Origin of the sequence: Actinomyces timonensis DSM 23838, assembly GCF_000295095.1 — a bacterium.
Classification (GTDB): domain Bacteria; phylum Actinomycetota; class Actinomycetes; order Actinomycetales; family Actinomycetaceae; genus Actinomyces; species Actinomyces timonensis.
The window spans coordinates 555,467-579,117 of record NZ_JH806632.1; the positions used below are offsets into that span (position 1 = coordinate 555,467).

At 72.2% G+C, this 23,651-nt stretch carries 24 protein-coding genes, 1 tRNA gene and 1 pseudogene; 8 read left to right on the forward strand and 18 right to left on the reverse strand.

Annotated features, from left to right (window positions below):
• Positions 1 to 228: 228 nt before the first annotated feature.
• The 5 genes from rplA to A1QA_RS0102540 form a co-directional block, all read right to left on the reverse strand.
• Positions 229 to 918: a 50S ribosomal protein L1 gene (gene rplA, locus A1QA_RS0102520; RefSeq protein WP_026048625.1), complete on the reverse strand. Its 690-nt coding sequence runs from the start codon at positions 916 to 918 to the stop codon at positions 229 to 231.
• Positions 919 to 995: 77 nt separating this feature from the next.
• Positions 996 to 1,427, reverse strand: coding sequence for a 50S ribosomal protein L11 (gene rplK, locus A1QA_RS0102525; RefSeq protein WP_017177360.1), 432 nt, complete (start codon positions 1,425 to 1,427; stop codon positions 996 to 998).
• 214 nt (positions 1,428 to 1,641) lie between these two features.
• A complete protein-coding gene (gene nusG / locus A1QA_RS0102530; protein WP_017177361.1) occupies positions 1,642 to 2,406 on the reverse strand; it encodes a transcription termination/antitermination protein NusG in 765 nt (254 codons plus the stop codon).
• A gap of 61 nt (positions 2,407 to 2,467) precedes the next feature.
• Entirely contained in the window at positions 2,468 to 2,698 is a 231-nt protein-coding gene (gene secE / locus A1QA_RS0102535; RefSeq protein WP_017177362.1) for a preprotein translocase subunit SecE, read from the reverse strand.
• Between the two features lie 100 nt (positions 2,699 to 2,798).
• Positions 2,799 to 2,871: transfer RNA gene (locus A1QA_RS0102540), tRNA-Trp, on the reverse strand.
• Between the two features lie 250 nt (positions 2,872 to 3,121).
• Here A1QA_RS0102540 and A1QA_RS0102545 point away from each other — a divergent pair.
• The 4 genes from A1QA_RS0102545 to A1QA_RS0102560 all read left to right on the forward strand — a co-directional run bounded on the left by A1QA_RS0102545 (position 3,122) and on the right by A1QA_RS0102560 (position 6,153).
• The gene (locus tag A1QA_RS0102545; RefSeq protein WP_017177363.1) at positions 3,122 to 4,117 is read left to right on the forward strand and encodes a DUF4862 family protein; all 996 of its coding nucleotides are present in this window, start codon (positions 3,122 to 3,124) and stop codon (positions 4,115 to 4,117) included.
• 135 nt (positions 4,118 to 4,252) lie between these two features.
• A complete protein-coding gene (locus A1QA_RS0102550) occupies positions 4,253 to 4,474 on the forward strand; it encodes a rhodanese-like domain-containing protein (protein WP_017177364.1) in 222 nt (73 codons plus the stop codon).
• A 2-nt stretch (positions 4,475 to 4,476) separates the two neighbouring features.
• Entirely contained in the window at positions 4,477 to 4,743 is a 267-nt protein-coding gene (locus A1QA_RS0102555; protein ID WP_043507987.1) for a metal-sensitive transcriptional regulator, read from the forward strand.
• A 177-nt stretch (positions 4,744 to 4,920) separates the two neighbouring features.
• The gene (locus tag A1QA_RS0102560; protein WP_017177366.1) at positions 4,921 to 6,153 is read left to right on the forward strand and encodes a pyridoxal phosphate-dependent aminotransferase; all 1,233 of its coding nucleotides are present in this window, start codon (positions 4,921 to 4,923) and stop codon (positions 6,151 to 6,153) included.
• A gap of 237 nt (positions 6,154 to 6,390) precedes the next feature.
• Here the strand turns inward: A1QA_RS0102560 and A1QA_RS0102565 are convergent, their stop codons facing one another.
• Complete coding sequence (locus A1QA_RS0102565; protein ID WP_026048628.1) at positions 6,391 to 7,638, reverse strand: phosphotransferase; 1,248 nt, start codon at positions 7,636 to 7,638, stop codon at positions 6,391 to 6,393.
• Positions 7,639 to 7,873: 235 nt separating this feature from the next.
• Here A1QA_RS0102565 and A1QA_RS0102570 point away from each other — a divergent pair, with 235 nt between their 5' ends.
• Positions 7,874 to 8,869, forward strand: coding sequence for an adenosine deaminase (locus A1QA_RS0102570; RefSeq protein ID WP_051000541.1), 996 nt, complete (start codon positions 7,874 to 7,876; stop codon positions 8,867 to 8,869).
• Here the strand turns inward: A1QA_RS0102570 and A1QA_RS0102575 are convergent.
• From A1QA_RS0102575 to A1QA_RS0102585, 3 genes are all read right to left on the reverse strand, one after another.
• Positions 8,824 to 10,017, reverse strand: coding sequence for a UDP-N-acetylmuramate dehydrogenase (locus A1QA_RS0102575; RefSeq protein ID WP_017177369.1), 1,194 nt, complete (start codon positions 10,015 to 10,017; stop codon positions 8,824 to 8,826). The two genes, A1QA_RS0102570 and A1QA_RS0102575, sit on opposite strands and share 46 nt — an antisense overlap.
• Complete coding sequence (locus A1QA_RS15225; protein ID WP_003792170.1) at positions 10,014 to 10,112, reverse strand: 30S ribosomal protein bS22; 99 nt, start codon at positions 10,110 to 10,112, stop codon at positions 10,014 to 10,016. The genes A1QA_RS0102575 and A1QA_RS15225 overlap by 4 nt, the downstream gene beginning before the upstream one ends.
• A gap of 173 nt (positions 10,113 to 10,285) precedes the next feature.
• Positions 10,286 to 10,525 (reverse strand): helix-turn-helix domain-containing protein, encoded by a 240-nt coding sequence (locus tag A1QA_RS0102585; protein WP_017177370.1) that lies wholly within the window; start codon positions 10,523 to 10,525, stop codon positions 10,286 to 10,288.
• 281 nt (positions 10,526 to 10,806) lie between these two features.
• On the opposite strand from A1QA_RS0102585, the gene A1QA_RS0102590 reads away from it, so the two are divergent.
• Together A1QA_RS0102590 and A1QA_RS0102595 are read left to right on the forward strand one after the other, a co-directional pair.
• Complete coding sequence (locus A1QA_RS0102590) at positions 10,807 to 12,291, forward strand: TrkH family potassium uptake protein (protein ID WP_017177371.1); 1,485 nt, start codon at positions 10,807 to 10,809, stop codon at positions 12,289 to 12,291.
• Between the two features lie 137 nt (positions 12,292 to 12,428).
• Positions 12,429 to 13,097, forward strand: coding sequence for a potassium channel family protein (locus tag A1QA_RS0102595; RefSeq protein ID WP_017177372.1), 669 nt, complete (start codon positions 12,429 to 12,431; stop codon positions 13,095 to 13,097).
• Between the two features lie 97 nt (positions 13,098 to 13,194).
• Here A1QA_RS0102595 and A1QA_RS0102600 read toward each other — a convergent pair whose 3' ends face one another.
• The 5 genes and pseudogenes from A1QA_RS0102600 to A1QA_RS0102615 form a co-directional block, all read right to left on the reverse strand.
• Positions 13,195 to 14,178: an aldose 1-epimerase family protein gene (locus A1QA_RS0102600; protein ID WP_017177373.1), complete on the reverse strand. Its 984-nt coding sequence runs from the start codon at positions 14,176 to 14,178 to the stop codon at positions 13,195 to 13,197.
• A gap of 136 nt (positions 14,179 to 14,314) precedes the next feature.
• A complete protein-coding gene (locus tag A1QA_RS16270) occupies positions 14,315 to 14,884 on the reverse strand; it encodes a PTS-dependent dihydroxyacetone kinase phosphotransferase subunit DhaM (RefSeq protein ID WP_341858218.1) in 570 nt (189 codons plus the stop codon).
• A gap of 3 nt (positions 14,885 to 14,887) precedes the next feature.
• Positions 14,888 to 15,553, reverse strand: a pseudogene (dhaL, locus tag A1QA_RS16275) (dihydroxyacetone kinase subunit DhaL); the annotation flags it as partial.
• Positions 15,550 to 16,560 (reverse strand): dihydroxyacetone kinase subunit DhaK, encoded by a 1,011-nt coding sequence (gene dhaK / locus A1QA_RS0102610; protein WP_017177375.1) that lies wholly within the window; start codon positions 16,558 to 16,560, stop codon positions 15,550 to 15,552. The gene dhaK and the pseudogene dhaL, both read right to left, overlap by 4 nt.
• 186 nt (positions 16,561 to 16,746) lie before the next feature.
• A complete protein-coding gene (locus A1QA_RS0102615) occupies positions 16,747 to 18,213 on the reverse strand; it encodes a xylulokinase (RefSeq protein ID WP_017177376.1) in 1,467 nt (488 codons plus the stop codon).
• Between the two features lie 234 nt (positions 18,214 to 18,447).
• Here A1QA_RS0102615 and A1QA_RS0102625 point away from each other — a divergent pair, with 234 nt between their 5' ends.
• The gene (locus A1QA_RS0102625; protein ID WP_017177377.1) at positions 18,448 to 19,230 is read left to right on the forward strand and encodes an L-ribulose-5-phosphate 4-epimerase; all 783 of its coding nucleotides are present in this window, start codon (positions 18,448 to 18,450) and stop codon (positions 19,228 to 19,230) included.
• A gap of 161 nt (positions 19,231 to 19,391) precedes the next feature.
• Here the strand turns inward: A1QA_RS0102625 and A1QA_RS0102630 are convergent, their stop codons facing one another.
• The 4 genes from A1QA_RS0102630 to A1QA_RS0102645 form a co-directional block, all read right to left on the reverse strand.
• Positions 19,392 to 20,792 carry an MFS transporter gene (locus A1QA_RS0102630; RefSeq protein WP_017177378.1) on the reverse strand — a complete coding sequence of 467 codons (1,401 nt, stop codon included), beginning with the start codon at positions 20,790 to 20,792 and terminating at the stop codon, positions 19,392 to 19,394.
• Between the two features lie 109 nt (positions 20,793 to 20,901).
• Positions 20,902 to 21,849, reverse strand: coding sequence for a sugar kinase (locus A1QA_RS0102635; RefSeq protein WP_017177379.1), 948 nt, complete (start codon positions 21,847 to 21,849; stop codon positions 20,902 to 20,904).
• A 183-nt stretch (positions 21,850 to 22,032) separates the two neighbouring features.
• A complete protein-coding gene (locus tag A1QA_RS0102640; RefSeq protein ID WP_082181149.1) occupies positions 22,033 to 22,992 on the reverse strand; it encodes an L-ribulose-5-phosphate 3-epimerase in 960 nt (319 codons plus the stop codon).
• Positions 22,989 to 23,648, reverse strand: a complete 660-nt coding sequence (locus A1QA_RS0102645; protein WP_017177381.1) for a 3-dehydro-L-gulonate-6-phosphate decarboxylase — start codon at positions 23,646 to 23,648, stop codon at positions 22,989 to 22,991. Before A1QA_RS0102645 ends, A1QA_RS0102640 begins: the two co-directional genes overlap by 4 nt.
• Positions 23,649 to 23,651: the final 3 nt, after the last annotated feature.

Genomic DNA, 23,651 nt, shown 5'->3' on the forward strand with positions numbered 1-23,651 from the left:
GGCTCCGCCCGTGGCGGACTTGGTCCCGCTCGCGCGGGAGACCTGCGGTCTTTGGCAAAGGACACTTTGCCCGCTGGGAGCACTGCGGCGCAAGCCAGGAGCGGCCTGGGGCGCGGTGTGATCGCTCACTGCTCGGCTCTCCCGGGGCGGAGACAGCGGGGAGCGACGACGGCGCCGCGCGCCCCGGCGTGGGGCGGGCGGCGCCGTCGAGCGCGCTGTCAGAGGCGATCAGGCCTTGGTGACGTCCATCGGGATGCCGGGGCCCATCGTCGTGGCCATGGTGGCCTTGAGGATGTAGCGGCCCTTCGACGTCGACGGCTTGAGGCGCAGGACCTCCTCGAGGGCGGCCTTGAAGTTGTCCTCGAGCTGGGCCTCGGTGAACGAGGACTTGCCGATGATGAAGTTGAGGTTCGCGGCGCGGTCCACGCGGAACTCGATACGGCCGCCCTTGATGTCATTGACGGCCTTGGCCACGTCCATCGTCACGGTGCCGGTCTTGGGGTTGGGCATGAGGCCACGGGGGCCCAGCACGCGGCCCAGGCGACCGACCTTGCCCATGAGGTCCGGGGTGGCGACGGCGGCATCGAAGTCCGTCCAGCCCTTGGCGACCTTCTCGATGAGCTCGTCGCCGCCGACCTCGTCGGCGCCCGCGGCGAGGGCCTGCTCGGCCCGCTCGCCCTGGGCGAAGACGATGACGCGGGCGGTCTTACCAGTACCGTGCGGCAGGGACACGGTGCCACGCACCATCTGGTCGGCCTTGCGGGGGTCCACGCCCAGGCGGAGGACGACGTCCACGGTGGAGTCGAACTTCGTCACGGACGTGGCCTTGGCCAGTTTCACGGCCTCGGCCGGGGTGTAGAGGATCCCGGACTGGATCTTCTCAGCGGCGGCGCGGTAGGCCTTGCTGCGCTTGGTCATCTGCTTCTCCTTGGCAGTCGTGGTGAACGGGCCGCGCATGGCCCTTCCACGGGGGTCTTGGATGGGGTGCCGGGGCCTCAGGCCTCGACCGTGATGCCCATCGAGCGGGCGGTTCCGGCGATGATCTTGGAGGCGGCCTCGATGTCGTTGGCGTTGAGGTCGGCCATCTTCGCCTCGGCGATCTCGCGCACCTGGGCGGCGGTCATCGAGCCGACCTTCGCGGAGTGCGGCGTCGAGGAGCCCTTGGCCACGCCAGCGGCCTTCTTGATGAGCTCGGCGGCCGGAGGGGTCTTGAGGACGAAGGTGAAGGAGCGGTCCTCGTAGACGGTGATCTCAACGGGGATGACGTTGCCGCGCTGGGACTCCGTGGCGGCGTTGTACGCCTTGCAGAACTCCATGATGTTGACGCCGTGCTGACCGAGCGCGGGGCCGATCGGCGGCGCGGGGTTCGCGGCGCCGGCCTGGATCTGGAGCTTGATGAGCCCAGAGACCTTCTTCTTGGGTGCCATGTGTATGGGTCTTTCTTGTCCGGATGCCGCACGCCTGCCGTGCGGCGGTGCGCGTAGGAGCACGCACGAGGGCCCATCCTAGCCCCCGCGAAGCACCCCGATAGCGCCCGGTGCCCGGTATCACAAGCGTTCGGGCTGTGATACCGGGCACCGGGGGCGGCTGAGGCCCGCGGCCGGCGGCGCCCAGGCGCCGGGGCCCGCCGGGCCGGCTGCCTCAGATCTTGGAGACCTGCGTGAAGGAGAGCTCGGCCGGGGTGTCGCGGCCGAACAGGGAGATGAGCACCTGGAGCTTCTGGGTGTCCGGGTGGATCTCGGAGATCGTGGCAGGAAGGGACTCGAAGGGGCCGTCGGTGACGATGACGGACTCGCCCACGGAGAAGGTGACCTCGTAGACCTGGCCGCCGGCGGCGACCTGCGTGGCCGCGCCCTCCTCGGGGCTCTCGTTGGAGCTGGCGGCCTGCTTGGCGGCGACCTCCTCCGGGGTGGGGCCGAGCTGGGAGACGGCCTCCTCGAAGGTCAGCGGCACCGGGTTGTAGCGGTCCCCCACGAATCCGGTGACGGCCGGGGTGTCCTTGATGGTGCGCCACACGCGGTCGGAGGTCTCCGGGTCGTCCAGGTCCATGCGCACGAACACGTAGCCGGGGATGCGGACCCGGGACACCTCCTTCTTCTTATTCGAGGCCTTGATCTCGATGACCGTCTCCATGGGGACGACGGCGTCGAAGACGTAGTCCTCGATCTCGAAGTTCTCGGCGCGGGCCTTGATGTCCGCGGCAACGCGGCGCTCGTAGCCGGAGTAGGTGTGCAGCACGTACCACTCGCCGGGCAGGGAGGACATCTCCTTGCGGAAGTCCTCCAGCGGGTCGACGGCGGGGGCGTCGTCGGCAGCCTCCTCGACGGGCTCCTGGGCGGCGTCGACGGCGCTGGCGGCCCCACTGGTCTCCTCGACAGCGGTTTCCTCGAGCGTCTCTTCGGACACGGTGTACCTGCTTTCCACTGGCTTCTTCAGGCTGACGGGTGGGCGCTGGGCGCGGCGGGACTCAGCCGAGGCCCCACAGGACCAGGCGGTCGAAGATGGTGTCGAGGATGCCCGTGAAGGCCATGATCGCGACAATGAAGACGACAACGACGACGAAGTAGGTCCACAGCTCGTTCTTCGTGGGCCAGATGACCTTGCGCATCTCGTCGACGACCTGGCGGATGAATCGCATGACACGCTTGATGGGGTTGCCACTGCGCGTGGATGCGTCCTTGGAGGCGCTCTCGCTCATTCTCACGATCCTCGGGTGCTCGACGGTCCGAAACCTTGCCATCCCTGACGGGACGAGAAGACGAACCGACGGGATCTCCCGACAGATCCGCCGTTCTCAGCAGGGCAGGCGGGACTCGAACCCACAACCGCCGGTTTTGGAGACCGGTGCGCTACCAATTGCGCCACTGCCCTTCAGCGGTGACCCATCCTGCCACAGGTTCATGCGGGAGTGGAAACAGGACGGGGGTGGGCTGCACCACTGCGCGCACCCGAATGACGGGCGGGGAGCGGACAGCGTGTCCGACTCCGGTCTATCATGGGCCCCGTTGTCCGATGTCCGATCAGCCGTGCCGCCGACAGCCCGCGAGCGCGCTCCACTCACCCCCGAGCACTGCTCCTGAGCAGCCCCGGCACTGCCCGGCCCCGCTAGGAGGAGACCGCTATGACCATTGCCCAGGACACCGCTACGACCCTCCCGCGCCATGATGCGCCCGAGTCGATCCTCGGCGCCTACGCCTCGCTGCCCGAGTCCCAGGAGGCCCAGGAGGAGTACTACCGCCTCCTCGCGCGCGTCCCGGGCGTGCGAGGGCTCGAGATCCCCTTCCGGGACGACCTCGCGGGGTCGGCCGGCCTTCCCTGGCTGGCCTCCCAGCTCGCTCCCCACTGGGATCGGAATATCGTCACCGCGATTCCCGGCACCATGATGCGCGTGTGGGCCACCGGCACCTTCGGCCTCGCCTCGACCGACCGCCAGGGGCGCGCCGACGCCCTTGCCTTCACCCGCTCGGTGCGCGACGGCGTCGAGGCCCTGCGGGAGGCCGCTGGCCGCGACGTCGTGGCCGCCGTCGAGATCCACTCCGCGCCGTCAGGGGAGCCCGGCGTGGCGCACAGTGCCGAGGCTTTCGGGGAGTCGCTGTCGCGGATCGTCGACTACGACTGGGGCGGCGCGCTGCTCCTGCTGGAGCACTGCGACGCCTTCGTGGCGCCCGATCTGGGCGAGAAGCGCCTGCTCGGGATCGATGAGGAGCTGGAGGTCGTGCGCGTCCTCGATCATCCCCGGGTGCGCATGTCCCTCAACTGGGGGCGCTCGGCCCTCGAGGCGCGCGACGCCGCCACCGCGCTGGAGCACGTGCGCCTCGCCCGGGCCGCCGGCGTGCTGGAGGGGGTCATGTTCTCCGGGGCCGGGCCCGAGGACACCCGCTACGCGAAGGCGTGGATGGACGGGCACCTGCCCCTCGACGTCGATGAGCCGGGCTCGGTGATGAGCGCGGAGGATGTGCGCGCCTGCGCGCTGGCCGCGCTGGAGCCCGCCGAGGGCTCCGAGGGGCCCATCGCCCCGGCCTCCTACCTCGGCGCGAAGTGCCAGGTGCCACCCGAGGCCACCCCCGCGCAGCGCCTGGCCTTCCTCACCCACATCCTCGACGCCACTCGCGTCTGATCCACACCCCGCCCCCTCCCCCTCTCCCTCGCCGAGACCGGGCGAACAGCACCGCGAAACCGGGCGGTTTTCCACAGATCGGAATCTCGCCGTGCTGTTCGCCCGGTCTCGCGTCGGATTTCCAACAGGCTCGGCGTGCGCGCGGATCACCTCGGCGACCTGCCCGACCGGCCGCTCGTGGTCGGCTGCCCGGTGGGACTGCGCGGCCACGTCGCGACCCGTATCCTCCTCCAGGAGCGGCGCGAGGCGCGCAATCTCGGCGGCGGCTACCGCACCTGGTCCGCGGCTGGCGGCGCCAGCGAGCGGGAGAACGACGCCGAGAACGACGCCGCGGCGCCCCCGGCGAAGGAGGAATGACGATGAGCACGCTCGACCCCACGGATCTGCGCCCCACACTCGCCCGCCTCAAGAGGGCCCGCGGGCAGCTCGACGCCGTCATCCGCATGGTGGAGGAGGGCCGCGACTGCGAGGATGTCGTCGTGCAGATCGCGGCGGTGAGCAAAGCGGTCGACCGCGCGGGGCTCGCCGTCATCGCCTCCGGGATGCACACCTGCCTGGCGGAGGACCCCACTGGCGGGACGCTGGACACCGCGCGGCTGGAGAAGCTCTTCATGTCCCTGGCGTGAGGGCGCGGGGCCGGGCCGCAGCCTCGGCCCGGCCCGCGAGCGCGAATCTCGCGGTGCTGTTCGCTCGGTTTCGCCGTGCTGATCGCCCGGTCTCGACGAGGGGGCGGGCAGGGCGGGGCAGGGCAGGCCAGGGCCGGGCTGACCGCATGACAAGCGGATAACACGGCCCGTGGGAGCATGGGCGCTGTGAACACAGTGAGCACCTCCCCCGCGCGCCGGGTCTCCGCGCGCCTGTCCGCCATCGCCCCCTCCGCCACTCTCGCCGTCGACGCCAAGGCCAAGGCCCTCAAGGCCGCTGGCCGCCCCGTCATCGGCTTCGGCGCCGGCGAGCCCGACTTCGCCACCCCTGACTACATCGTCGAGGCCGCGATCGCCGCCGCCAAGGACCCCGCCAACCACAAGTACTCCCCCGCCAAGGGCCTACCCGCGCTGCGCGAGGCCATCGCCGCCAAGACCCTGCGGGACTCCGGCTACGAGGTCTCCCCCGACGACATCCTCGTCACCAACGGTGGCAAGCAGGCCGTCTTCCAGGCCTTCGCCTCCATCCTCGACCCCGGCGACGAGGCCCTCCTGCCCGCCCCCTACTGGACCACCTACCCCGAGGTCATCGCCCTGGCCGGCGGGGTGACGGTGGAGGTCTTCGCCGGCGCGGACCAGGAGTACAAGGTCACCGTCGAGCAGCTCGAGGCCGCCCGCACCGAGCGCACGAAGCTGCTGCTCCTGTGCTCGCCGTCGAACCCCACCGGCTCGGTCTACACGCCCGCCGAGCTCACCGCCATCGGGCAGTGGGCCCTCGAGCACGGCGTCTGGGTCATCACCGACGAGATCTACGAGCACCTCCTCTACGACGGCGCCGCCACCGCCCACATCGTCGCGCTCGTCCCCGAGCTGGCGGACACCACGATCGTCCTCAACGGCGTCGCCAAGACCTACGCCATGACCGGCTGGCGCGTGGGCTGGATGATCGGCCCGAGCGACGTCATCAAGGCGGCCACGAACTTCCAGTCGCACCTGTCCTCCAACGTCGCCAACGTCTCCCAGCGGGCCGCGCTCGCGGCGGTGGCCGGCGACCTGTCCGCCGTGGCGCGGATGCGCGAGGCCTTCGACCGGCGCCGCAAGGTCATGGTGGAGATGCTCTCGGCCATCGACGGCCTCGCCGTCCCGACGCCGCGGGGCGCCTTCTACGCCTACCCGAGCATCGAGGCGCTCATCGGGAAGTCCCTGCGCGGAACGGTCATCGACTCCTCCGCCAAGCTGGCCTCCCTGGCCCTGGAGCACGCCGAGGTCGCGGTGGTGCCCGGCGAGGCCTTCGGCCCGTCCGGATTCCTGCGCCTGTCCTACGCCACGAGCGACGACGCGATCGTCGAGGGCGTGGGGCGGCTCCAGAAGCTCCTGGCCGAGGTCGCCTGAGCACTCGCCTCCCAGGTGGGAGGCCTTCCCGGATACGACGACGGCGACACTCTCCACCGACAGGTGCGCTGAGCACCGACAGGTGCGCTGAGAACGCACCCCTCGGTGCTGCGCGCACCCACCGGTGCTGGCCGCACCCGTCGATGCTAGACGCAACCGTTAGTGCGAGAAGCACCCGGCCGGGGCGCGCCGTCGGCCCCGTGGATGCCATGAGGCGCCCTCCCGAACCGGTCTCGGTCAGTGGGGGCCGCGGCGGGCTTGGAGCTCGCGGGCCTGGGCGAGCCAGGTCTCAGCGCGTGCCAGGCGGCCCTCGGCGTCGGAGCGCCACGGACCGCCGTCCTCGCGCCGGGCGCCCGCTACGAGGGAGAGCACGACGCCAGCTGCGCGCGCCCGCAGCGCGACGGGGTCCACCTGCTTCTCCGCCAGGCGTGTCCAGGTCTCCAGGGCCGGGCGCAGGCGCGGGTAGGAGGCGGGGGCGAGGTGGTCGAGCACGCTCACATGCCCGAGCAGGCAGGCCAGATCGTCCACGCGCCGCCCGGGCCCGAGCGAGTCGACGTCGAGCAGGCAGGAGACGGCCTCGCCATCCATGAGGACATTGGCCTCGTAGAAATCGCCGTGGACCGGGACCACCGGGCCGGGGTCCGAAGTGGCCATGAGCTGGGCGACACCGTCGGCGATGGCGCGGGCCCGCGAGGCGTGCTCGGGCAGGACGGTGGCCGCGGCGTGGGCGTAGTGGCGGGCGCGGTCGGACCACGCCGGGTGGACCGGCAGGTCGAGGGAGGCGTGCGGGAGGGCGTCGAGCAGCCCGGTGAGATGGTTGAAGACACGGGTGGCCTGCTCGGCGTCCATACCGCGGCTGAGCAGCCCAGACAAGGAGGTCCCCTTGCCGGTGGACAGCAGCACGAGGCCGTCGGGGTCGTCCCGCAGCACCTCGGGGGCGGGGACCTCGGCCGCGGTGAGGAGGCGGTGGCGGTGGGCGAAGGCCTTCGCCTGGGAGGGTCGCAGCACCTTGGCGTAGGCGGTGGAGGAATCGGCGAAGGTCACCTTGACCACCGCGCGGCGCGTGGGCCGGTAGGCCACCATCATCGCCTTGACCGGTGAGCCCAGGCGCTGGGAGAGCAGGGAGGGCGTGCAGGCCACTGGCAGGGCGGGCAGCTCGGGGTCCCCGGGATGGCGCCATACGTGGACGGCCGGCCCATCCCCACCGGTGGGCGCCACACGGGTCAGCCCGGGCGCCTGCGGGTTGGTCAGCCGCGCCGTCGTCGCGCAGAGGTACTCGGTGGAGCGGCGCCCGTCAGCGGACAGGACGACGGCGGTGTAGCCCACGGACACGCCCGCGCCCGGGCGGTGGTGGACGGAGTGGACCTCCCAGGAGTCCAAGCGCCTGCCCGCGGGGGCGAGGGCCGCGGACAGGACGGATGCCGCTCGGGGGCCCGTGAGGAGGGCGACCTCCTCGGGCTCGCGGGATGCCGACGATGGACTCATGCCGACAAGTCTGCCGCACTCGGCGCCGGCGCACATCCGATCAACGGGCGGTCCTCGTGGGAGAATCGCCGCCGTGCCCACCGCGCTCCCCGGGTCCACCGCGCCCTCCGCATCCTCCGTGACGACGGCGCCGACCTCCCCCGATGGGCGGACCGCGCTCCCGCGGACCGGCCCTGGCCAGCGCGATCTCGGATCCCTCCCCAAGGCGCACCTCCACCTGCACTTCACGGGCTCGATGCGCCTGGACACACTCACCGAGTTGGCCTCGACGTCGCGCGCCCGCCTGCCCTCCTCTCTCCTGGACGGCGACCCCCTGCATGTCCCAGCGGATCATCGCGGCTGGTTCCGCTTCCAGCGCGCCTACGACACCGCCCGCCACCTCGTGGACTCCGAGGAGGTCATGCGACGCCTCGTGCTGGAGGCCGCGCTCGACGACGCGGCCGAGGGGTCCCGGCGCCTGGAGATGCAGGTGGACCCGACGTCGTACGCGCCCTTCGTCGGCGGGATCACGCCCGCCCTGGAGATCATCCTCGACGCCGCGGCGCAGGCCACCGCCCTGGCCGGGATCGAGGTGGCGATCATCGTGGCGGCCTCCCGCATCCGCCACCCGCTCGACGCCCGAACCCTGGCCCGCCTGGCCGCCCGGCACGCGGGCGAGGGCCCGGGACAGGTGGTCGGCTTCGGGCTTTCCAATGATGAGCGGACCGGGGAGACCTCGGCCTTCGCCCCCGCCTTCGCGATCGCGCGGCGCGCGGGCCTGGCCTCGCTCCCCCACGGCGGCGAGCTGCTGGGGCCCGAGCATGTGCGCGACGTCGCCGCCGCGCTGCGCCCGCAGCGCCTGGGCCACGGGGTGCGCGCGAGTGAGGACCCGGCGCTGCTCGATGAGATCGTGGCGGCGGGAATCAGCCTGGAGGTGTGCCCGGCGTCGAACGTGTGCCTCGGGGTCTACCACCGCACCGGGGACGTGCCGCTGGGCGCGCTCATCGAGCACGGCGCGCAGGTGGCGCTCGGCGCGGACGACCCGCTGCTCTTCTCCTCGCGCCTGACCGATCAGTACGAGATCGCCCGCTCGCAGGGTCTCGACGACGCCGCGCTGGCGGATCTGGCGCGAAGCTCGATCCGGGCGAGCCTGGCCAGTGAGTCATCCAAGCGGCGCTGGCTGGCCGAGGTGGACGACTGGCTGGCTCACCAGCCGACGTGGACGGGCTCGGGGACGAGTGTGACGCCGTAGCGCTCGCGCACGCCGTCGACCACCGCGTCGCGCAGGGCGACGAGGTCGGCGGCGCTGGCCCCGCCCCGGTTGGTCAGGGCGAGGACGTGCTTGGTGGACAGCGAGGCCCGCGGCGCGCCATCCAGTGCGAAGCCCTTGGCGAAGCCCGCGTGGTCGATGAGCCAGGCGGCGCTCGTCTTGACCAGTCCCTCGACGACAGGCGCGCCCGCCAGCGTATCCGTGGGGCGCGAGTGATCGGCCACGGGGAAGCGGGGGGCGTCGTCGGGCAGGGCCGCGGCCTGGGCGTCGGTGAGGATCGGGTTGGTGAAGAAGGAGCCGGCGGACCAGGTGTCGTGATCGGCGTCGTCGAGGACCATGCCCTTGGAGCGGCGCAGGCCGAGGACGGCCTGGCGGACGTCGGCGGCGGGGACGCGCGCGCCGAGCTCGGCCCCGAGGGCGGCGGCGAGCTGGTTGTAGGCGATGGGGGCGGCGAGGCTGGCCTGGCGGACGTGGAAGCCGACCGAGAGGACCACCCAGCGGCCCGTCGGCCCCCAGGTGCGCCCGCCGCCGATGGAGGCATCCGTGAGCGAGCGCTTGATCGCGGAATCGCGGTAGGCCAGGTGGAGGTCCGCCAGCGGCAGGTGGACGACGCGTCCGGCGAGGCGGTCCCAGGCGCGCACAGAGGCGAGCAGCTCGGCGACCTCGGCGCCGTAGGCGCCGATGTTCTGCACGGGGGCGGCGCCCACGGATCCGGGGATGCCGGACAGGGGGGCGAATCCGGCCCAGTCGCTGGCCACGGCCTGGTGGACGAGGTCGTCCCAGGCGACGCCGCCGGTGGCGGTGATCTCGACGCCGCCGCAGGCGGACTCGGAGACGACGCGCACCTCCTCACGGCCGTCGCGCAGGACGAGGCCCTCGAATCCGGCGTCTGAGGCGACGATGTTGGAACCGCCCCCGACGACGAGGAGGGGTGTTCCCGAGGCGTCGGCCTGGCGGATCGCCTCGACGAGGTCCTCCTCCGTGGAGGCCTCGAGGTAGTGCCCGATGGGGCCGCCGATGCGCAGGGTGGTGAGCTCGGCCAGGGAGGACGGCGCTGGGCCGCCCAGCGCCCGGGCGCGCGTAGGCACGCCCGGGGCGGGAGCCTCACTGGGCTCCGGGGAGCGGGTCACTTCTTGTTGCGGCGCTGGTGACGCGTCTTGCGAAGGAGCTTGCGGTGCTTCTTCTTGGCCATCCGCTTGCGGCGCTTCTTGATGACAGAACCCATGGGTTTTCCTCGCAGTCTTGCTTGCCGGGGCCCGACCGTGCCACCGGAGGGCCGGAGGCGGGCCGTCGCGCGGCCGGACGGGCGTGGTGACCGGGCGATGACGAGGGCGCTAGCGAGCCCCCATGGGATGTCTCGACCCGGTCACTCATGTGACCCGGTGATTCTAGCGGGTCTCAGGACCCCGAAGCCTCCGTCTCCTCGTGGCCCCAGTCACCCAGGCCGGCGGAGAGGTACTCGGTCACCGCACGCTCGGGGACCCGGAAGGAGCGGCCCACCTGCATGGCGGGCAGGTCCCCGGAGTGGACCATGCGGTAGACGGTCATCTTGGAGACGCGCAGCATGGCGGCGACCTCCGCGACCGTGAGGAAGGAGGGCGCGCCGGAGGCGGCAGGACTGGGAAGGGCAGGTGCCATGGATGCGGATCCCGTCGGTCAGGTTCGGATATGTGCGCAGCGGGCGGTGCCCGGCGCTGGAGGGCGCTCGAGGCTCGCGGGGCATGCGCCCTCCCGCTCGGGCGGTCGGCGCCGCGCAGGACTGGGCTCAATATAACGCCTGTCCCACCAGGCGCACACGTCCATTCCGTTCCCAGGCGCACCAACCGTTGCAGGTCACATTTTGGTCACGACAACGCCCGAGGTCAAGAGGAAAGAATGGTGCCGCAGTCGCGCGCGCGGACCCCGGAAGGGGACACAATGTGCCCGTGCCCTCATCCAACACGTCGCCCCGGCAGCCCCAGGGCCCCCTCTCCGCGCTGAGCACCGCGCCCGAGGACGCGGCGCTCCTGCCCGCTGACCGCGGCCCGACCACCGGGCTGCGGGGGCTTCTGGTGCGGCTGGGCCTCTACGACCGCCTGGCGCGCGCCGCCCGCTTCTCCCCGGCGCGGCTCGCCGTCGTCATCTTCGCGGCGATCATCGGAGCGGTCGCGGCTCTCCTCGCCCTGCCGATCTCCACGGCGTCGGGGCACGGGACGAGCCTCGTCGACTCACTGTTCACCGCGACGGCCTCGGTCTGCGTCACCGGCCTGACCACGGTGGACACCGCCACCTACTGGTCCACCTTCGGCCAGGTGGTCATCATCCTTGGGGCGGCGATCGGCGGCCTGGGCGTCATGACCCTTGCCTCGCTGCTGTCCTTCGCCGTCAACCGGCATGTGGGCCTGACCCAGCGCATGCTCGCCGCCAGCGAGAACCAGTCCCGCCTGGGCGACGTCGCCTCCCTGCTGCGCGCCGTCGTCATCACCGCCCTGGGGGCCGAGGCGATCCTCGCCATCGTGCTCCTCCCCCGCTTCCTCACCCTGGGAGAGTCCCTGCCCAAGGCGCTGTGGTACTCGGCGTTCATGTCGCTGTCCATCTTCAACAACGCGGGCTTCGTCATCATGCCGGAGGGCCTGGAGCCCTACGCCTCCGACTGGTGGATGGGCCTGCCGATCGCCGTGGGCACCTTCGTCGGGGCGCTCGGCTTCCCCGTCGTGCTCGACATGGTCCGGCGCCGCCGTCGCCCGCGGCAGTGGACCCTGCACACGAAACTGACCCTATCCACCTACGCCCTGCTGGCAGCCGGGTCAGCTATCACGCTGACGGCCTTCGAGTGGACCAACCCCAGCACGCTCGGCCCGATGTCCATCGGGGGCAAGATCCTCAACGGCCTCGTCATGGGCGTCGACTCGCGCTCCTCGGGCCTCAGCCTCATCAACACCGACCATATGCACGAGGCGACCTGGTTCCTCCAGGACGCGCTCATGTTCGTGGGCGGCGGCTCAGCGTCGACAGCGGGCGGCATCAAGGTGACCACCTTCGCGATCCTGCTCATGGCGATCGTCGCGGAGGCGCGGGGCGATGAGGACATCGAGATCTTCGGCAGGCGGATCACGCCGCAGGCCGTGCGCCTGTCCGTGGCGGTGGCCTTCATCGGCTCGTGCGTGGTGGGCGTGGCGTCCCTGCTGCTCCTGGAGATCACGGGGCTGTCCCTGGACCGCGTGCTGTTCGAGGTCATCAGCGCCTTCGCGACGGTCGGGCTGTCCACGGGCATCACGCCGATCCTGCCCACGAGCGGCAAGTACGTCATCATCGCGCTCATGTTCGTGGGCCGCGTCGGGACGATGACGGCGGCCAGCGCCCTGGCCCTGCGCGAGCGACGCCGCGTCATCCGCATGCCCGAGGAGCGCCCGCTCATCGGCTGAGCCGCCGTGGGGCATTCCCGCGAGTTCGTCACTTTGACGCCGAGTTCGTACCCTTACCCACCCGAAGTCGACACCGAAAGTACGATCTCGGTGACGGAAGCGTCCCCTCCCGCCGCCGATCATCCTCAGGAGCAGACATGGCACCCGCCGCCTCACGCACCGATTCGACCCTCGTCATCGGCCTGGGCCGCTTCGGCTCCGCCGTCGCCGCCACCCTCGACCGCCTGGGCCGGGAGGTCCTGGCCGTGGAGCGGGACCCAGCCATCGTGCGCCAGTGGACCGGGCGCATCCCCCTGGTGGAGGCCGATGCCACCGACGTCGAGGCCCTCGAGCAGCTCGGCGCCACGGAGTTCGGGACGGCCGTCGTCGGCGTCGCCTCCTCACTGGAGGCCTCCGTGCTCATCGCCGGCAACCTCGTCGACCTGGAGACCCCCCAGATCTGGGCCAAGGCGATCTCCCGCGCGCACGGGCGCATCCTTCGCCGCATCGGCGCGCACCACGTGGTCTACCCCGAGTTCGACGCCGGGCAGCGCGCCGCGCACCTCGTGTCGGGCCGGATGCTCGACTACATCGAGATGGAGAAGGGCGGCTTCACCATCGTCAAGATGCGCCCGCCGGCCGAGCTGCACGGCTTCACCATCGGCGAGGCGCGCATCCGCTCCCGCTACGGGGTGACGGTCTTCGGCCTCATGAGCCCGGGCGAGCCCTTCGAGTACGCCCGCACGGACACCCTCGTCTCCGCCGACGACGTGCTCGTGGTCGGCGGGGACGCCAACCTCCTCGAGCGCTTCGCGAACCGCGCCTGAGAGCGCCGGCCGGGCCCGCGGCGCCCGCGCCCCGCGAGAGGTATGGAGAAATCCATACCTCTGGCACCAACCAGGCAGGCCGGGACCTATTCGCCCCTCAACTCTCCTCGCGCAGGGCGCAGGTGAGGGAGTGGGACTGGCCGACGGCCAGGGTGAGGAGGCCGTCACCGGAGTTGAGGGCGTTGGGCGGGCAGGTCATCGGCTCCACGGCGATCGCGCGGCGGCCGAGCCCGTCGTCGGTGTAGACCTGCGCCCAGGGGGCGTCGGAGGCGAGGACGACGGCGCCGCCCTCCCCCTCGACGCGCACCTGCCACTCTCCCTCGGGGAGGCCGGTGAAGGCGTTGTCGACGCTCACGCCGGCCACGGGGCGCCCGGAGCGGAAGTCCCAGTCGGTGGCGGCCACGTCCGCGAGGCCGCTGGGCACCATCCGCTCATCTGCGGTGAGCACCATGGTGGCGGGGACGGTGAGGGAGCAGTCGTCGGCGCCCGCGCCGCGCAGGAGGTAGGGGTGGAAGGCGGCGCCGTAGGGGGCGGGGAGGAGGTCGCCGTTGGCCAGCGGGGCGCCGACGACGGCCTCGGATGGCCGCGCCGCGCCCACGCAGGTGGCGGTGAGCGTCATCGTGAGCCCGGCGTCGGCGTCGAGGACCCAGCGGCTGGAGAGCTCGAGGGACCAGGGGTAGGCGTAGGAGGCGGGGAGCAGCACCTCGAGGGTGACTGAGTCCTCGAGGCGCTCGGCGCCCTCGCTGCGCTCAGTGCGCTCGGCGTCCTCAGCGTCCTCGGCGGTGTCGGCGACCTGCCAGTCGAGCCAGCCGACCAGCCCGTGGAGGGCGGAGTCCGTCTCCGGCTCGTTGCGGGGCAGGAGGTAGTCGGTGCCGCCGTAGGTGTAGGCGGCGCCAGCGGTCCGGTTGGGCCAGGGGGCGAGGGTCTTGCCCTGCCAGCCCGGGGGGAGCTCGGCCTCAGCGTCGAAGGGGAGGACGAGATCGCGGCCCCCGCGGCGCAGGTGGACGAGCGTGGCGCCCGCGGTGGCGATGCGGGCGGTGTAGTCGCCCGCCCTCAAGTCGATGAGCTCTCCGTTGATCATCGGTGTTCCTCTCGCATAGGGAGCCGCCTCCTGCGCCTTCCGCATCGTGCGGGCCTCGGAGCGCCGCGCGCCGGTGGCCGCTCCATCCTACGCAGGATCATGCGGCCGCCGGCGGGCGACTGAGGGATGCCCTGTCTCAACTCCCGGAGATCTGGGCGGCCTTGGCGGGGGCGGCCTTGGCGGCCTCGGCGGCCACCGCGTCCAGGTCGAGGCCGATCCCAGCCGCGCCGTAGGCCCCGATGAGGCCCTCGACGAAGGGAGCGGGGCTCAGGCGCGCGCGGGACGCCGCGTCCGGGCCGAGCTGCTCCAGAGCGGCCTCGGCGCTCATGATGCCGCTGCCCAGGTCCGCGATGACGAGCACGCCCCGGTTGCCCGGCTGGGCGGCCAGGCGCTCGATGGCGGCGACGACGACCGCCGCGTCAGTGCCGAGCCCGCCGTCGGCCAGGCCCGCCGCGATCTCGATCGGCGCGCTCACCGAGGACATGAGGCCCGTGGCCAGGTCGCGAGCGGCCTCAGCCAAAGCCCGGGAGTGGGAGACGAGGACGATGCCGACGGCGGCCCTCCCGTCCGCCCCAGCCGCGGGCGCGGAGGCGGCAGGCGCAGCCGCCGGAGCGGCCTCCTCCACCGGCGCGGGGGTCGCGGTGCCACCGGACTCCACAGTCTGAGTGGCCTCAGCAGCCGGCTCCTCACCGGCGGCCTCGGGCACCTCGGCGCTCCCGGCGACGACGTCGGCCAGGGCCCCCAGAATGATCGCGGTCGAAGCGGCGCCCGGGTCGATATGCCCCTGCGAGCGCTCCCCCAGGTAGGAGGCGCGCCCCTTCGTGGCGATCATCGGCTCGGTGGCGTCACGGCCCTCGGCGGCGGCCGCCGCGGCGGCGGCCGTGGCAGCGGCCAGGTCCTCGCCCTCGACGCGTAGGGCCTCAAGGGCGGGGTACCAGGCGTCGAGCATGGTCTTCTCCCCCGCGCTGGCCTTGCCGCGGGCCACAATGCCTCCGACCCCGGCGTCGATGGCGTCCGCGAGCGCGGCGGCGCCCAACTCGGTGGCGCCGGCCTGCGACATGCCCATGCGCATGAAGAAGGTGCCGTACAGGGGCCCGGAGGCCCCGCCGACGGAGGAGACGAGCGTCATGCCGGTCTTCTTCAGCAGGGCGTCTGCGGTGGCGAGCGCCGCGGCGCCGTCGGCCCCGTTGGCTGCGTCGATGGCGGCGACGACGGCGGCCATGCCCCGGCGCATGTTCGCGCCGTGGTCGGCGTCGCCGATGGCGGCGTCGAGCTCGGTGAGCTCGTCGGCGTGCTCGGCGATGCGCGCGGCGGTCACGCGCAGCCAGTCCTTCAGGTCCCCGACCGTCAGGGCGATCAGTGGCGCGGCACTCATGCGCCCATCCTCAGACCGGGCGTGACGGCGGGGGCGTCCCACAGGCGCAGCATCTCCTCGGTGGCGCGCACGAGGGTGAGCGAGCAGCCGGCCATGTCGAGGCTGGTGATGTAGTCGCCCACGAGGCTGCGCGCCACGGTGATGCCAGCGGCGTCGAGGAGCTTGGCGACCTCGCCGTACATGAGGTAGAGCTCGAGCAGCGGGGTGCCGCCCATGCCGTTGAGGAACGCGATGACGCCGTGGTCCTCGCCGTCGGCGGCGGGCAGCTCGGCGAGGATCGGCTCGACGAGCCGCTTGGCGATCTCGGCGGCGGGCGCGATGGGCTCGCGGTGGCGCCCGGGCTCGCCGTGGATGCCGATGCCGATCTCCATCTCGTCCTCGGGCAGGTCGAAGGAGGGCTTGCCGTTGGCGGGGACGGTGCAGGAGGTCAGGGCCATGCCCATGGAGCGGCCCGCGGCGTTGACAGCGCTGGCGATGCGGGCGACCTCCTCCAGCGGCTGGCCCTCCTCAGCAGCGGCTCCGGCGATCTTCTCGACCAGGACGGTCACGCCCACGCCGCGGCGGCCCGCGGTGTAGAGGGAGTCCTCGACGGCGACGTCGTCGTTCGTGACGACGGTGGCGACCTTGATGCCGGACTCCATGTCGACCATCTCGGCGGCCATCTCGAAGTTCATGACGTCGCCGGTGTAGTTCTTGACGATGTGGAGGACGCCGGCGCCGCGGTCAACCTCGCTGGTGGCGGCGGCGATCTGGTCGGGGACGGGGGAGGTGAAGATCTCGCCCGCGCAGGCGGCGTCGAGCATACCGGTGCCCACGAAGCCCCCGTGGAGGGGCTCGTGACCGCTGCCGCCTCCGGAGACGAGGGCGACCTTGCCCTCGGCCTTCGGGGTGGCCCGGTAGATCACGCGGTGCTCGGCGTCCACGCGGAGCTCATCGGGGTGGGCGGCGGCCATTCCGGCCAGGGCTTCAGGGACAACGGCGTCGATGGCGTTGATGAGTTTTTTCATGCCCCCGACGCTACCCGTCCATCGCCCCGCGCGCAGGCGGATCGGCGGGATCCCGGGCCGCGAGGGGCGGGCGCGGGGCGCGCGGCCCGCGCCTTCAGCCGACGGCGATCATCAGACGTCGTGTCGCCGCGTGCCCGAGCCTTTCCCGCCCAGATCGACCGTTCCGCCCGGCCCGGCCGGGGTCTCTCAGCCCCGCGCCGCGAGCCGTGCCGCGTCGTCGTAGGCGGCGCGCACCTCCACCTGGGGCTCGGCGGTGAGGCGCTCGACGCCGCCCGGCGCCCATGCCGGGGGCTCGTCCCCGCCTGCGAGGACCCAGGCGGCCTGCTTGGCCGCGCCGTCGGCGACGTACTCCCCGGGGGTCGGCACGTCCACAGGGACGCCCAGGAGCGCGGGGCTCAGCTCCTTGGCGCAGCGCCACCTCACCCCGCCGCCGACGAGGGTCACGGCGCTGATCTCCACGCCCTGGGCGCGCACGGCGTCCAGGCAGGCGCCCATGAGGCACAGGAGGCCCTCGACGGCGGCGCGCGCGTAGTTCTCCGGGGTCAGCGACGCCAGCGTCATGCCGGTGAGGATGCCGGTGGCCTCGGGGAGGTTGGGGGTGCGCTCGCCCTCCAGGTAGGGGACGTGGACGAGGCCGGCCGCGCCCGGCTCAGCGGCCAGGGCGAGGGAGTCGAACTCCTCGTAGTCGACGCCGAGGACCCGCTTGGCGGCGTCCAGGACGCGGGCGCCGTTGAGGGTGCAGGCCAGGGGGAGGAAAGCGCCGGTGGCGTCGGCGAAGCCGGTGACGAGGCCGGAGGCGTCGTGGGTGGGGGTGGCCGAGACGGCGGCGACGACGCCGCTGGTGCCCAAGGACACGGAGGTCTGCCCGGGGGCGAGGCCGAGTCCGAGGGCGGCTCCCGCGTTGTCCCCGCACCCGGGGCCGAGGACGAGGTGGGTGAGGTCGTGGTCGCCTCCTGCCGCGGTGGTGATCCTCCCGCCGGTGCCCGCGACCTCGTGGGGGCCGAGGACGCGCGGCAGGATGATGCCGCTGGCCTCCTCCGGGGCGCGACGCAGGGCGAGGGCGAGCAGGTCACGGCGGTACTCGTTGGACACGGCGTCGAAGTAGCCGGTGCCCGAGGCGTCCGAGCGGTCGGTGGTCAGGTCCTCCAGCCTCCCGGTGCCGCGCAGGCGCCAGGTGAGCCAGTCGTGGGGCAGGCAGATGGCGGCGATCCGGGCAGCGGCCTCGGGCTCGTTGTCGGCCACCCAGCGGAGCTTGGTGATGGTCAGGGAGGCGACGAGAACGGAGCCCACCGCGTCGGCCCACTCCCGGGCGCCCTTGGCGGGGTCGCCGTCGCCGAGCTCGGCGATGAGCTGGGTGGCCGCGTCGGCGCTGCGGGTGTCGTTCCACAGCAGGGCGGGGCGGATGACCTCGCCGTCGCCGTCGAGCAGCACCATGCCGTGCTGCTGGCCGCCCACGGACAGGGCGGCGACGTCGTCGAGCCCGCCGACGGCGTCAATCACCTCCCCCAGGGCGCGCCACCAGTGGTCGGGGTGCGTCTCGGTGCCGTCGGGGTGGGAGGCCCTCGCCTCGCGCACGAGCGCGCCGGTGGCGGATTCCCGGATGACGATCTTGCAGGACTGTGTGGATGAGTCGATGCCGGCGACCAGGGTCATGGAGCCTTCTCCTTGGAATGGTGGGGCTGCGCGGCGAGCGCGTCACTGCGCCTGACGGGGGCCTCGCGAGCGCCTGCACCGATGTGCGCGCCACACGCTGAGAACCCGGTCCCACCAGTGTGACAATCGGGAAGCGCCAGGGGAACCACCGAGTCAGCATGTGAGCCAGGCCGCTGGCCGACGCGGCTCATCGCCCCGACCCGCCAGCCCGTCCTACCAGTGAGGAGAACCGCCATGACAGAGCCGTCGCCAACCGATCCCGCCACCCCGTCCCCCGCGCCCTCCGGCCGCCAGGTCGTCCTGGCCGAGCTCGATGAGGAGCTGCGCGACGCCGTCGCCGCCACCAGGGAGCGGGTGGCCGCCCTCCACGCTGAGCTGCCCCGCTGGGGGCTCGTCGTGTGGACGGCGGGGAACGTCTCCGAGCGGGTCGTCGTCGATCGCGGCAATGGGCCCGAGCCCACCGACCTGTTCGTCATCAAGCCCTCGGGCGTCACCTACGACCAGCTCTCCCCCGAGACGATGGTCGTGTGCACCCTGGACGGGGCCAAGATCGACGACGGCACGCCCGCCTCGCTCGCGCCGTCGTCGGACACGGCAGCGCACGCCTACGTCTACCGGCACATGGAGCGGGTGGGCGGGGTGGTGCACACCCATTCGACCTACGCCACGGCGTGGGCGGCCCGGCGCGAGCCGATCCCCTGCGTGCTGACCATGATGGCCGACGAGTTCGGCGGGGAGATCCCCGTGGGGCCGTTCGCGCTCATCGGGGATGACTCGATCGGCCGGGGGATCGTGGAGACGCTGTCGGAGTCACGCTCGCCTGCGGTGCTCATGGCCAATCACGGGCCGTTCACCATCGGGGCCGATGCTCGGGCGGCGGTCAAGGCGGCGGCGATGTGCGAGGAGGTGGCGCGCACGGTGCATATCGCGCGCGACGGCGGCACCCCGGTCCCGATCGACCAGGCCGCCATCGACAGCCTCAACGACCGCTACCAGAACGTCTACGGCCAGCACTGACGGCAACGCCCCACGCTGGCCACCACCCATCACCCCTCCCTATAACCGAGACCGGGCGAACAGCACCGCGAGATTCTGAGCAACTGGAGAGTTGCGCATCTCGCGGTGCTGTTCGCCCGGTTTCGCCGTGCTGATCGCCCGGTCTCGGCGAGAGGGGCGGGTCAGATGTCGTCGAGGGAGGCGCCCTTCGTCTCGGTGGCGAACATGTACGTCACCCCGCCGAGCACGAGCAACACGGCGAAGATGAGGAAGGGCACGAAGACGACGTCGGCGCTCGTGGGCTTGGACCCGCCGATGAGGGCGCCCACGAGGTAGGGCCCCGCGACCTTCGCGATCGCGCCGATCCCATAGCCGAGCCCCAGGCCGGTCGAGCGCGCGGAGGTCGGGAACTGCTCGCCGCCGAAGGCGTTGAGGATCCCGAAGGCGCCGTCGCCGAAGGTCATGATGATGAGGATCCCGATGAAGAACACCCAGCCGGCGGTCCCGGCGCTGCTCGCCGCTCCGCCGTCGCCGACCATCCTCGTCGACAGCGCCGCGATGAGCGCGCCGATGCCGCCGATGACGCCGCAGCCGAGCATCGTCAGGCGCCGCCCGATGCGGTCGGAGATCCAGGCCGAGCCCAGGCGGCCCAGGAGGTCGCCGAGCGAGACGAGGATGAACAGGGTGGCCACCATGCCGCCGTCGAACTTGAAGGACTGGCCCAGAAGCGTCTGCCCCCAGGACTGCACGGTGAAGGAGCCCAGGATGAAGCAGAACGAGCCCAGCGCCACCACGAGGAGCTGGCGCGGGTAGCGGGTGAGGATGACGGAGTAGGACACCGAGGTCTCCTGGGGGATCTCCGGGAGCGCGGCCACCTGCTCCACCGGGATCTCCATCGCCCAGGCGTAGGCCTCCCTCGCCTCGGCCTCCCGGCCGTGCGTCTGGTAGAAGCGCGGCGACTCGGGCACCACCCGCGTCCAGGCGAGCAGGACGATCGGGATGCAGCCCACCGCGATGAGGCCGCGCCAGCCCAGGTCGTCCCCGAAGTACTTCGTCACCAGGCTCCCCAGGAGGATCCCCCCGGGGATGAACACGCTGGTCAGTCCCGCGAGGAGGCCGCGCTGCTTGGCGGGCACGAACTCCTGGACGTAGGGCACCGAGGTGATGTTGAGGCCCCCGACGCCGAAGCCGACCCCGGTGCGCAGGATCGCCAGGATGATCCAGCCGTTGACGGGGGTGAGCGCCGAGGCGGCCGTGAAGACGACGAGCACGACGATGCACCAGATGAAGGCCTGCTTGCGGCCGATCCTGTCCGCCAGGCGCCCCCAGATGATGGAGCCGAGCACCGTGCCGAGGCCCGCGCCTGCCAGGATGATGCCGGACTGCATCCCCGTCAGGCTCCAGCCCGGGGCGCTGGAGAGCATGTTGATGATGAAGCCGATGAGGAACATGTCGAAGAACTCCGACACGTTGCCGATGATGGCCATCGAGATGAGGGATTTCTGATGACCGGTGAGGCGGTGGTTGTCGATCTGCTCCGCGGCGGTGGCGCCGCGCGGAGGGGCCTGAGTCGATGCGCTCATCATTGAACCTATCTGTACCTATCGGAACCTAACTGAACCGGATTCTGTGGGAGGAGGGCCGCCGGGGCTGGGCGCGGGCGCTGTGAGGCCCGCCCGGCCCCGGGGCGCCTCAGCGGAGGATGTCGGAGCCGCCCAGCAGGGCCAGCTCGCCGGGGCGCACATGCGTGAGGTCGCCGTGGTGGGTGAGGGCCAGCTGGGCGACCCGTGTGCCCATCTCGATGCCGGCGACGACGTCGCCGTCGAGCCAGCCGTGGAGCGTGCCCGCCACGAAGGAGTCCCCCGCGCCGGGACGGTCGACGACGGTGACGGACTTGATGTCGAAGACCCGCTCGGCGACCTCGGAGGACAGGTAGGTGCCGGCGCGCCCATCGGTGGACACGACGGTGGGCGCGCCCATGGCCTCGCGCAGGTTGTGGCAGGCCTCGATGCCCTCGCCGTCGATGCCGAAGACGACGCGGGCGTCCGAGCGCGAGCAGAAGAGGATCGAGGCCATCCTCGCGATGGGCCCGAGGACCTCGCGGGCCTGCTCGCCGCTCCACAGCAGGGAGCGGAAGTTGACGTCGAGGGCGATGTCCACGCCGCGCTCGTGGGCGGCGTCGGCGAAGTAGCGCACAACAGCGGCGGTCTCGGGGGTGAGTGCCGCGGTGATGCCGGTGAGGAAGACGACGCGGGTGTCCAGCAGGGAGTCCCAGTCGAAGTCCGACGGCGTGATGGAGCGGAAGGGCGTGTGCTGGCGGTCGTAGGTGACCTTGCCAGGAAGGGGGAACTCCCCGGGCTCCAGGAAGTAGAGCGCCACGCGCCCCTCATCGGTGAGCACGACGTGGCTCATGTCGACGCCGACGGCGGAGTACTCCAGGGCGATGCGGTCGGCGAGCTCCCCCTTGGGGAGCTTGGAGGCCCAGGTGGTGGAGCGGCCGAGCTCGGAGAGCAGGCCGGCCACGTTGGCCTCGGAGCCGGCGGCGGTCATGCGCAGGGTGCGGGCGGTGACGAGCCGGTCGCCCCGCTCGCAGGTGAGGCGGATCTGCCCCTCCCCGATGGTTGAGAGGTCGTAGGTCATGGAGAACTCCTTCGTTCTTCGGGCGGGGCGAGGCGGGGCCCGGCCCCGGCTGGCGGTGCGGATCGTGCGGATGATGCGGATCGTTCGGATGATGAGGGTCGTGCGGCGCTCGCCGCGGATGGTCAGGGACTGGATGGACAGGTGCCCGGGACGGGCCCGAGGCCGGTTGGCTGACCAGGGCGGTCAGGCGGCCTCGGGTCCCACGATGGAGATGCCCGCCGCGCGGGCCCGCTCCTCGATGAAGGCCCGGGCGGCAGCGCATCTGGCAACAGAGTCAGGGGCGTCGTCGTTCCACATCTCGATCATGAGGCGCCCGGCCCAGCCCTGGTGGGCGAGGAGGGCGAAGGAGCGGTCCCAGTCGACGATGCCGGTGCCCATCTCGACGCGGCGGGGCTCCCCCCGGCGCACGTCCTTGGCGTGCATGGCGACCATGTGGCCGCGCCCGGCGGGGACCTCGACGTCCGGGTCGAGTCCCTGCTCGGCGATATTGCCGAGGTCCGGGTAGACCTGGAGGAACGGGGAGTCGATCTGCTCGACGAGCTCCATGGCCCGGGTGATCGAGGTGACGCCGACGCCGTCGACGTTCTCGATGCCCATGACCACCCCGAGGCGGGCGGCCAGGGGGACGGAGTCGGCGAGGAGCTCGGCGTACCAGCGCGCCGAGTCCGGGCCGGGCTCCTCGTAGAAGCAGTAGTAGCCGGCGATCTGGAGAACCGGGGCCCCTACCTCGTGGCAGGCGCGCAGGCCCTGGGCCATGACCTCGCGGGCGCGCTGGCGCGTGGCGGGGTCCGCCGATCCGGGGGCGATGCGCCGGTGGATGGACAGGCAGATCCCGCCGATCATCACCCCGGCGTCCTCGGCGGCGCGGCGCACGGCGCGCCACTGCTCGGCCGACCACTCCAGGCGGGCCTCCCGCTCGGGGGACTCGTCGATGGACAGGTCCAGGAAGGAGAATCCGCCCTGTGCCACCTGGGCGAGGAAGTCCCGCCATTGGCGCGGTGTGACGGGGGCGGGCCCGCGCAGGGCCTTCTCGTAGATGCCCAGGGCGAGGCCGCCGGCGAGGGGGTCCGCCGCCAGGGACGCGCCGGCGGGCCCGAGACCGCTGGCAGCGGGCGCCGACGGCGCCAGGACGCTCGCGCTCATGACCACACCCCCGCGATGGCCCGCTTGAGCTCGGCCGCAGCGGCGGCGGGGTCGGCAGCGTCCACGATGGAGCGGCCCGCGATGACGATGCCGACCGGGTGGCCGGCGAAGGCGGGGAGATCCGCAGGAGTGACCCCGCCGGTGATCGTCACCGTGAATCCCATGGCGGCGAGCTCATCGATGCGGCCGAGGTCCTCGGGCTTCCAGGACAGGTCCCCGGAGGCCTCGCGGTCGCAGGAGCGCTTGACGATGACGTGCTGGACTCCTGCCTCCCGCCAGGCGCGGGCGCGGTCGGCGTCGTACCACTCGTCGGCGAGCTCGACCTGGACCTCGCCGTCGAGCTCGGCGGCGACGGCGCAGACCTGCGCGATCGTGGCCATGGAGGCCCCCGCGACGCAGCTGACGAGGCTGGCACCGGCCTCGAAGGCCATGCGGGCGATCTTGGAGCCGGCCTCGGCGATGCGCACATCGGCGAGGATCGGGGTGTCCGGGAAGAGGGCGCGGATGGCGCGCACGGCGTGGCACCCCTCGGCGAGGACGAGGATGGTGCCGCACTCGATGACGTCGATATGGGGCGCCGCCTTCTGGAGGGGCCCGAGCGCGCTGGGCAGGTCGGGGGTGTCCAGGGCGATCTGCAGCCTGGGTGCTGGTGTCATGCT